Annotated in this window: 7 protein-coding genes, 2 tRNA genes and 2 pseudogenes (1 of these 11 cut by a window edge); all 11 read left to right on the forward strand. The window is 40.6% G+C overall.

Translation table 11 applies throughout. The features are described from left to right. Nucleotides 1-507: the 3' portion of a hypothetical protein gene (locus tag HHK02_RS01710; protein ID WP_181462687.1), read on the forward strand. 177 nt of this gene lie to the left of the window's left edge; 507 of the gene's 684 nt are visible here — the last part of the coding sequence; its start codon lies off the left edge, out of view; the stop codon is at nucleotides 505-507. Then, nucleotides 508-1,803 (forward strand): LysM peptidoglycan-binding domain-containing protein, encoded by a 1,296-nt coding sequence (locus HHK02_RS01715; RefSeq protein WP_181462688.1) that lies wholly within the window; start codon nucleotides 508-510, stop codon nucleotides 1,801-1,803. It begins immediately after the preceding gene. Continuing rightward, nucleotides 1,804-2,604, forward strand: coding sequence for an NUMOD4 domain-containing protein (locus HHK02_RS01720; protein ID WP_019253465.1), 801 nt, complete (start codon nucleotides 1,804-1,806; stop codon nucleotides 2,602-2,604). Continuing rightward, a complete protein-coding gene (locus HHK02_RS12520; protein WP_231124894.1) occupies nucleotides 2,605-5,211 on the forward strand; it encodes a collagen-like protein in 2,607 nt (868 codons plus the stop codon). Next, nucleotides 5,212-5,523, forward strand: a complete 312-nt coding sequence (locus tag HHK02_RS01730) for a hypothetical protein (RefSeq protein ID WP_181462689.1) — start codon at nucleotides 5,212-5,214, stop codon at nucleotides 5,521-5,523. Further along, the gene (locus HHK02_RS12840; RefSeq protein ID WP_181462690.1) at nucleotides 5,524-7,944 is read left to right on the forward strand and encodes a NosD domain-containing protein; all 2,421 of its coding nucleotides are present in this window, start codon (nucleotides 5,524-5,526) and stop codon (nucleotides 7,942-7,944) included. It abuts the gene before it with no gap. Between the two features lie 113 nt (nucleotides 7,945-8,057). Then, nucleotides 8,058-8,891: an alpha/beta hydrolase gene (locus HHK02_RS01740; protein ID WP_181462896.1), complete on the forward strand. Its 834-nt coding sequence runs from the start codon at nucleotides 8,058-8,060 to the stop codon at nucleotides 8,889-8,891. Between the two features lie 92 nt (nucleotides 8,892-8,983). Next, nucleotides 8,984-9,855: pseudogene (locus HHK02_RS01745) on the forward strand (IS30 family transposase). Between the two features lie 20 nt (nucleotides 9,856-9,875). Further along, nucleotides 9,876-10,321 (forward strand): annotated as a pseudogene (locus HHK02_RS01750) (transposase family protein); the annotation flags it as partial. A gap of 1 nt (nucleotide 10,322) precedes the next feature. After that, nucleotides 10,323-10,396: transfer RNA gene (locus HHK02_RS01755), tRNA-Pro, on the forward strand. Then, a tRNA-Arg gene (locus HHK02_RS01760) sits at nucleotides 10,397-10,470 on the forward strand. Nucleotides 10,471-10,473: the final 3 nt, after the last annotated feature.

Raw genomic sequence — 10,473 nt, forward strand, 5'->3', positions numbered from 1 at the left:
GAAGGCTATTGGGGCGCAGATCATGGTAATATCGCTCATACGCACTACAATTCGTTATGGCGTCATGATCGTCTTGCACAAGGGGACTACCAGCCATATCATGACCGCTTTAATAAATCTATTGAACATGGTATGGCAGGCTTTGACGATGCAAACATACGAGCAGAATTAGCTGGAGCAAGAATAGAAAAAGTAGAAATATATTTACACTCATTACATTGGGCTTATATGTCAGGTGGAACCGCAGTTATCGGTTTGCACAATGCACGTGGTTGGCAAGAAAGGTTTTCTGAAGTAAATCACGGTGTCGCAAGGGTAAGATATTACCGTAGAGACCAAGGTCAATGGATAACTCTGCCTAATTGGGTTGGTGACAACTTAAGGGATAATTTAATTACTGGGATAACCACAAGTGCCGATAATAATAGTCTCTGGCAGTATGGAATATTTGCTGGAATATGGGACGGCTGGAAAAAGCCAAAGATTCGTATTACCTACTGGAAGTAATTGTTCAAGAAGTTTCTAAAGAAAGCTGCTTTAACAGTAGCAGTATTAGGATTGACTATACCTGTGACGACAGGTGTTGTTAATGTAACAAATCATGACAATGTGGCATATGCTGCTAAGGGAGACCATGGTCCCGACTGGTCGAAATATCAGGGCGCAAATGGAATTTTTGGTTATCCAGATGACAAATTTGCTATCATCCAAATGGGTGGTACTACCACAGGATGGAACCTTTACGACCAATGGACTTATGGCTCACAAGTTTCTAGTGCAATTGCACAAGGAAAACGGGCCCATAACTATATTTGGTGGCAAAACGTTACTACTAATCAACAGGCAGACCAAGTATTAAATTACTTCCTACCTAAGGTGCAGACACCGAGAGGCTCAATTATCGCTCTGGACGTTGAGTCAGGCTATCAGAGCACCCAGGCAATTGATCACGCTTGTCAACGAATTAAAGACGCAGGTTTCACGCCAATGGTTTACGGTTACAAGAATTATCTTGTGAATAACACAGATCTTCATTATCTAGCAAGCAAGTATCAACTGTGGCTGGCAGAGTATCCAAACTATGCCGTAACTAGAGAACCAAACTATAACTTCTTCCCTAGTTTTGAGAATATTGGTCTTTTCCAATATACCTCAACTGCAATTGCTGGTGGTCTTGATCGGAATATTGACCTTACTGGTATTACCGATAATGGTTACGTCAATGGGAATTCACAAAAGCCAAAGACCGAAACTCCTGCAACGGAACAAGGTAAGCAAATTCATAAAGATACTCATAACTACACCGTGAAGCCAAATGATAGTTGGTGGGGAATTGCCAACAAGTATGGAATGGAAATGAACGCCTTAGCACAATTGAATGGCAAGACCATTAATGACGTAATTCACCCAGGTCAAGTTATTCGTGTTGCTGATAAGGGAGAAGGTCAATCTGTTTCAAACAAGGTTAACACTACCCCCGCACAACCATCAAATAATACTCAATACTACACTGTACAACCAAATGATACGCTCTCAGGTATCGCTACAAAATTTGGGACAACATATCAATCAATCGCATTCCTTAACAGAATTGATAATCCAAATTGGATTTATCCTGGTCAGCGACTAAAAATTAATAGGGCGACTCAAAATAACAGTTCTAACAGAGTACACTATGTGCGTTACGGTGAAACACTAAGCGGCTTGAGTTATTCTCTTGGAGTTAATTACCAGACACTGTTAAGCAAAAATAATATAGCTAATCCTAATTTTATTCGTGTGGGTCAGGCCATTTACTACTAAATGAAAGAAATTTGGAAAGATATAGAAGAATTTGAGGGATATTATCAAATCTCTAATTTGGGACAAGTTAAAAGTATGGATAGAGATGTTATTTATAGCAATGGGGTTATTCGACATTACGAAGAAAGAATTAGGACCCCAGTAACAGATAAGAATGGATATTTGATGGTAACGTTAAATAAAAGTTCTAAAAGTTATCCTAAAAGAGTACATCAGCTTGTTGCCAGAGCGTTTATTCCCAATCCAGATAATTTACCATCAATTAATCATATTGACGAAGATAAGACAAACAATCGAGTGGATAATTTAGAATGGTGTTCGGTTTACTATAACAATCATTATAATGGTAGATATGAACGAATAAAGCGCTATCCCAAGTCGGTTTGCTTGTTTAATGTTGTAAATGGTGAGGTAATAAAAATCGAGTCTATATCTGAGGCTGCTCGTAGGCTGCACGGGTCCGCCGGAAATATTGAAGAAGTGATAGATGCAAAAGGAAGGACTTTTAAGGGGTGGATGATATTTTCTGAACGCAATTTTAATGGCTTAGCTATTAAACAGAGTTTGGAGGAGTATAATAAACATCGCCCTAGGGGTATTGTCGTTGAATTTATTGACACCGAAGATAAAAGATTCTATGCGACCGAAAATGAATTCTGTCACGAATATAATGAGCATCCAGGTAGCATAAACACGTATTTAAGAAATAACAGAGATGTATTCAAAAATAAATACGTTATACGATACGCTCTCCCATTTGAGGAGTCTAAATATCAAAATGGGCAGTTGCTAGATTATTGAATGAAATACTTAACAACATATCTTGATGACGAAATTAATTTCAAATTTGGCAACAATGGATCAATTATTGAATTGAAAGCCGTTGATGACCATGCAGTAATGAGTTTCTCTAATGAAGAAAAACTCCTCATTCGTATTAAGAATGAGGAATCATATATCAAAACGGTGCCCGTTACTGCCGAACGTAAGATTATTCAACTCCCTACCAAGTTATTAAAAGACCTAACGGTAGGTCAGTACGATGTTGAGTTATGGCAAGGCGAAGGTGACGATCAAGTTATCTATCCTGACGAAGGATTCCTTAGATTAAAGATTCATGGCAACGCATCACAAATTGATGGTAGCTTGGTTTCTTCTATTACTCTTGCTGATTTTGAAAAGAAGTTTAATGAACTAGCTCAAAAGATTGAGGATAAATTAGAAAAATTACCAGATATCGATGGGAAGAATATTAGCATCGATGTGAAAGTAGTTGATGGCAACCTTTGTATTAACGGCAAAGATACAGGAATTAACCTAACTGCCAAGGATGGTAGGGACGGAAGAGATGGACATACGCCAGAAATCACTGTATCAGATGCAGGTACACTTGTTGTTGATGGAATTGACACTAATAAATCTTTAATCGGTCCTAGAGGTGAGAATGGACTTCCGGGTAAGGATGGAGTTGCTGGTCAAGATGGTAAATCTGCCTATCAAGTAGCTGTCGATAATGGGTTTGATGGGACAGAAGTCGAATGGTTACGCTCATTGCATGGAAATGATGGCCTTGATGGAAAGTCAGGTAGAGACGGACTTCCAGGACAGAGTGGTAAATCTGCCTATGAGATAGCTATCGCAAACGGGTTTATGGGAACTGAAACTGAATGGCTAGAATCCCTCAAAGGTAAGGATGGGCGAGATGGTAATGACGCTAATGTCGATTTATCTGAATTCTTAACTAAAGAAACTGCGAATTCAGAATATGCTAAAAAGAATGATGTTCCTCTTATCGTATATGATGCAGAAAACAATACTCTAACTATCAATGGTCAAAAGGTAGAAATACCTTCTCAAGTAGATTTGTCTAGTTATGTTACCAAGACTGATGCAGATAAATATGCTTTAAAATCTGATGTAAAGAATATTGTCCTTGATAAAAATGAAAGAACTTTAACTGTTGGAAAAGAATCAATTAATATTCCTAATAATATTGACCTTTCTCCTTATTACACTAAAGAAGAAATTGATAAGAAGTTAACTGACATTGCGACAAATGGAAAGGCTGACCTTACTGGTTATCTTAGACAGAGTGATTTAACGGATTACGCTAAGAAATCAGATATCCCAAGTCAACCAGACCTTACTCCATATGCTAAAAAGTCAGAGCTACCCAAGATTTCAATAGACGTTGAGAAACGAACGCTTACTTTAAACGATAGTGTTATCAATATTCCAGATAGTGTTGACTTAACTGACTATGCTAAAAAATCAGAAATTCCAAGTATCGTATTAGACACGGAAACTAATACCCTAACCATTAACGGAACAAAAGTAGTTATTCCAGGTAATGTTGACCTCACTCATTACTACACTAAAGGAGAAATTGATGAAAAAATAGCTGATATTCAATCTGGCGGAAAAATTGATTTAAGTAATTATGTCAATAAGCAAGAACTTTCTGATTATGCTAAGAAAGCAGATATTCCTGAAACGCCTGACTTAACTCCTTATGAGACTAAAGAGAATGCAGATAAGACTTATGCTACTAAGAAAGCGTTGGAAGATATTCAACTCACTCCCGGAAAAGATGGGAAGAATGGTAAGTCTGCTTATGATTTGGCGGTAGAAGCTGGTTTTGAGGGTAGCGTAGACGAATGGTTACAATCACTACATGGAGCCAATGGTAAAGATGGCCGAGACGGAGCTAATGGTCATGATGGAGCCAAAGGTCAGGACGGACAAAACGGTAAGAGTGCCTATGAGATCGCCATTGCTAATGGTTTTAAAGGAACGGAAGAAGAATGGCTCAATTCTCTTAAAGGTCGTGATGGTTCCAATGGAGCCTCTGGACGAAACGGGGCTGATGGAAAGAACGGAGTAGACGGATTAAGCGCTTATGAATTAGCTAAAAAGAACGGATTCCAAGGAACTGAGCAAGAATGGTTAGGTTCACTTAAAGGTGAACAAGGACATGATGGTATTCAGGGCCCTAAAGGAGATGCTGGTGAAAGAGGCCCACAAGGGTTCCCGGGGAAGGATGGATCAGATGGTAAGGATGGCGCTCAAGGGCCAGCTGGGGCTAACGGAAAAGATGGTCAATCCACATACCAATTATGGCTATCCAAAGGAAATACTGGTAGCGAAGAGGACTTCTTAAACTCTCTTAAGGGTGCTAAAGGAGACCAAGGTGCCCCTGGGGTTAAAGGTGATAACGGAGAAAGAGGGCCTCAAGGGGAACGTGGAGAAACTGGTTTACAAGGTCCAAAGGGCGACGATGGACAGACACCTGTTTTTGTCGCTGGTTTTGTAACTATGACCGATAATAGTGAACCTCCGTCGATGAGGCTCGTTAAAATTGAAGATAATTACAATGCCTATAGAATCGATCTGTCAATTCCGCGATAAATGGGTGTGAGCTTTATTTCAAAAAATGGGGAGATTGATCCTGAAGTATACGAGTTGATTCAAAACTGGCTTATTAAGACCAGCTTCTTCAAAAGTAAATTAAATGAGATACAAAGTGACCAATTACAAAATTGGCAATCATGCTGGGTAAATCATCCTTTTCGAGATTCAACCAACTTAAATTTCGAAGATGCCTATTTCACAAGCGATGTGAACAAGATAACGAGTGGAGAGAGAAACATGATAAAGACCTGGTTTGAACTGGGATTATTTACCAAGGAAGACTTAGTATTTTGTCATGTAAAAAAATAAATGAAAAAAGTATATATATTAAATAATGATAGGTTTTACGTTTCAGCAAAAGAAGTTGCAGATGACTATGTAGTTGCATCGAACGAAACGATAGTTGCCCCCAACAGAAATACATATCCACCTTATAAATTTAATGGGTCAGAAGGGGTCGGGGTGAGTTATTTAGAATGGGCCAGAGCTAATAATATAAAAATTGGTAAGATGATCCCCCAAGTTGGTATAGAAGGTCCACAAGGTCCCAAGGGTGATGCTGGCCCACAAGGTCCTCAAGGTGAACGTGGTCCACAGGGTTCTGTAGGTCCTACTGGACCAATGGGACCCGCCGGTCCTAAGGGAGATACTGGTGCTACAGGAGCAACGGGCGCTAAAGGTAGTACGGGAGATAGAGGACCTCAAGGAATACAAGGACCAAAAGGAGATAAGGGAGAAACAGGTTCTAATTTTTATTACTCTACATATGAAGCTTCTGCCAATCAGGATACATTGTATTGGACTGATTTACACCCAACAGCTAATCCCCCTCGAGTAGGAGAACACATTATTACTCCTTCTGGGAAGGTATATGAAATTACCAAAGTACATCCAGATACAAGTCCTAAGACTTATGGAATTGGTGAACTTATTGCTAATATTCATGGTATAAAGGGTGATAAAGGAGATACTGGATTAACTGGTTCCCAAGGTCCTGCTGGTCCTAAAGGAGATATTGGTAATGTTGGCCCACAAGGCCCTAAAGGAGATAAAGGTGATACAGGTCCACAAGGACCTAAAGGGAATACAGGGGATCGAGGTCCACAAGGTGTAGCAGGAAAAGATGGTCATTCTGTTTGGTATAATAGAATGCACTATAGTCCTAACAAACAACTACAGTGGTTTACAGATTTGACTAACGCAAGTGCTTCTAACCCACCTAAAGTTAATGATATTATGATTAATGCTGACGGTAATATTGCAATGATTACTAAGGTCAATATTACTAATGATGCAAGTGAAGGTGGAGGAACGTTTGACTATGGTCCTTGGATTGGTAACATCAAGGGTCCCACTGGCCCACAAGGACCAAAGGGTGACAAAGGGGATCGAGGTCCACAAGGACCTAAAGGGAATACAGGGGATCGAGGTCCACAAGGAATACAAGGACCAAAAGGAGACCCAGGTCAGATTCCAGATGTATCAAACATTAATAAGGGCATTGCCGATAATAGAGCTGATATTTTAAGAATTAACCAAAAAATGAGTACTATGTTTGTTAATATTTTAGATTTTGGTGCGCAACCAGAAAATGTTAATTTTGATAACGCTCCTGCTTTTAATAAAGCCATTCAGGCTCTTCCATCAGTTGGCGGAACAATATTTATTCCTAATGGAAATTACTTCCTTAAATCTACTGTCAATGTAGACCGTTCCTATGTTCATGTAATGGGATTAAATCATGGACTCCGAAGTGGTATTGATCCAGTTGATGGTTCTACGCAAGCAGGAGGTGGCGGAGCAAAAGTTACTGTTCAAAATCCAATCACTGCTTTTAAGCTTGAGAATACCCATAACAACAATAGACTTTCAGGTATTACTTTCAGTGGATTCGATCTTCGGGGAGATACTAACGCTGGAGTTGGTATTGACGGAGTATCTAATTCAGATAGAATCGTTATTGACAATATGACTATAAATAATGTTGGTATTGGAGTGAGATTACATGCCGCAGACGCTCCGAGAATTACCAATTCATGGATTGCGGAAACTCAATCAAGTATTCTTTTGACTGGGGCAAGTCAACAAGCAGAAATTAAAAACAATTCATTAGGTGCACAGCCAAAAGGAACTACAATTTATATGGAAAATCCAGACAGATTTAATATTTCTGGTAATAATATTTATCCAGATGGGGCTTCGGCTATTAGAATATTAAATCCAGTACATGGTTCTATTGTTGGTAATACAATCTCTGCATATTATAACGGCATGATTGAATTTTTACCCAATTCAGATGGAGCATTTGGTAATGGGAATGTTATTTCTAGCAACGTGATTGCGCTGGAGTCATGGCATGATAACCCTGACAGAAAAGATAACAAGTGGGGTATTGTTCATATCGAAGCGTTCAATAATGTGATAATTGGAAATAACCTTCTCGCCAATGGTACCCCTCATAATACAACAGGAATTCTTATTATGAGGGGTGACTACAATAGAATCGCCAACAATGTGATTACTATCCCAGATACAGTTTCCAAGGTAGTAATTAATGGTGCTGCGAATAACAACTGGGTAGTTTACAGCACAACAGGAATTCTTATTATGAGGGGTGACTACAATAGAATCGCCAACAATGTGATTACTATCCCAGATACAGTTTCCAAGGTAGTAATTAATGGTGCTGCGAATAACAACTGGGTAGTTTACAGCAAGTGCGTCATTTGACGGACATCCTTTCATATAGGTTTGGTTCACTTAATATGATACCTGATGTCACGCCGAATGGCGTTTTTTATTTACCACCAACTGGGTGGCTAACTTCATTCTATAATCCACCATTGTTATCAGCCATCGTAATCGGGGCACCTTATGGAAGCACAAAAGAACAGGCAGCAGCAATTTATGCAAATACGTTTGCTCAATTAGGTTTTGTTACCCTTGCATTTGATCAAGTATACATGGGTGAATCAGCTGGCGAACCTCGTCATGTTGCTTCTCCAGACTTATATGCGGAATCTTTTAGTGCCGCAGTTGATTATCCAGGTACAAAAGCAAAGCATGTCAATCGCGAACAAATAAGTGTTATCGGTATCAGTGGAGGGGCAGGCTTTGCTCTTAGCGCTGCGGCTGTTGATATACGAATTAAATCTGTTGTAACAATTTCAATGTATGATATGACAGATATTCGTGAGATGGCTAATCTTGCTCCTGAACAATTATTCCAGCTTAAAGATCAATTATCAAAGCAACGGTGGGACGATTTTGAAAATGGGCAGCCTGACTATCATCCTTCCTTCCCAGAAGAACCATATGATAGTATTGACGATTTACCAAATCATGATGAGTTAACAAATGAGTGGCTTCGTTTTTACGCTCTTAAACGTGGCTTCCATCCAAATACACGTGGAACTGCAACAACCACTTCTAATTTAGCAATGCTTGAATTTTCTGCGTTAGACTATATTAAAGAAATTTCACCACGACCAATCCTATTTATTTATGGAGACAATGCTCACTCCCGTTCTTATTCCGAGAGAGCTTATTACCTTGCTAACCAACCAAAGCAAAGATTGATCGTAAAAAACTGCGAACATATTGATTTTTATGATAATATGGAAAAAATTCCAGTAGATCAAATTGCAAAGTTTATAAAAGACAGTTTCAACGCATAAATAACGCCGTTTGTAAAATTAAGTTAGAAAAATAGAAAAGCCATTTGTGGTAGACTTTTGAATACCCCTAAACAAAAGAAAGGAAACCACAAATGACTTACACCCATCTTACCACAAACGAGCTGACAATCATCGCCCATTCTTTCGTGCAAAAGCTTAAAGCGTACCGAGTGGCCCAAATGATCAACCGTTGTGCCGAAACCGTACTCAGTTGTCACTGGCTGAACTCACTTATATCAACGACAAAATTGCCCAGGGGTGGACGCCTGATACCATTATTGGGCGCGCTGAGCGCCCAATTAGTTGTAACCTGCGAACTCTTTACCGGATGTTTGAACGTGGCCAGTTCGGCTTCGATGTCCGTTCCTTGCCGATGCGAGGTAAGCGGCACTCGAATGGCTATGTCGAGCGCAGCGGGAAGGCTGGCCAATTGGGGCAAAGTATTCACGAGCGTGCCAAGGACTTTCCGCACTATGCCACTGAATTTGGGCACCTTGAAGCTGATACCGTCCAAGGCAAAAAGCACCAAGGGGCGGTAATGACCCTGACCAAACGCCAATCGAAGGTCGAAATTGTACTCAATGTGCACGAAAAGACGGCTGATGCGATTAACCAACACTTAAGTCAGTGGCTTCGGAAATTCCCGCGGCACTTCTTCAAATCGATTACCTTTGACAACGGAAAAGAATTCGCCGGCTGGCGCGAGATTGCCAATCAATTTGACCTTCACACTTACTTTGCCGAGGTTGGTGCTCCCAATCAATGAGGGCTGAACGAAAACAACAACGGTCTTTTAGGTCGGGATGGCTTAACGAAACAGCTAGATTTCCGCAATCTTCCTGATGAATTGGTAACCCAACTGATGAGTAAGCGAAATAACCTGCTCCGTAAATCACTAGGCTATCGAACTCCATATGAAGTATTTATGTCTTACGTCACTGATGAGCAACTATTTTCTTTCTAACTTAAATTGACATTTCGGGTATGACTTACACCCATCTTACCACAAACGAGCTGACAATCATCGCCCATTCTTTCGTGCAAAAGCTTAAAGCGTACCGAGTGGCCCAAATGATCAACCGTTGTGCCGAAACCGTACTCAGTTGTCACTGGCTGAACTCACTTATATCAACGACAAAATTGCCCAGGGGTGGACGCCTGATACCATTATTGGGCGCGCTGAGCGCCCAATTAGTTGTAACCTGCGAACTCTTTACCGGATGTTTGAACGTGGCCAGTTCGGCTTCGATGTCCGTTCCTTGCCGATGCGAGGTAAGCGGCACTCGAATGGCTATGTCGAGCGCAGCGGGAAGGCTGGCCAATTGGGGCAAAGTATTCACGAGCGTGCCAAGGACTTTCCGCACTATGCCACTGAATTTGGGCACCTTGAAGCTGATACCGTCCAAGGCAAAAAGCACCAAGGGGCGGTAACGGAATTTAGCTCAGCTTGGTAGAGCGCTGCGTTCGGGACGCAGAGGTCGCAAGTTCAAATCTTGTAATTCCGAGCACCCATAGCGCAATTGGATAGAGTGTCTGACTACGAATCAGAAGGTTGAAGGTTCGACTCCTTCTGGGTGCACTA

It is taken from the genome of Limosilactobacillus reuteri, assembly GCF_013694365.1.
In the GTDB taxonomy this organism is placed as follows: Bacteria; Bacillota; Bacilli; order Lactobacillales; family Lactobacillaceae; genus Limosilactobacillus; species Limosilactobacillus reuteri_E.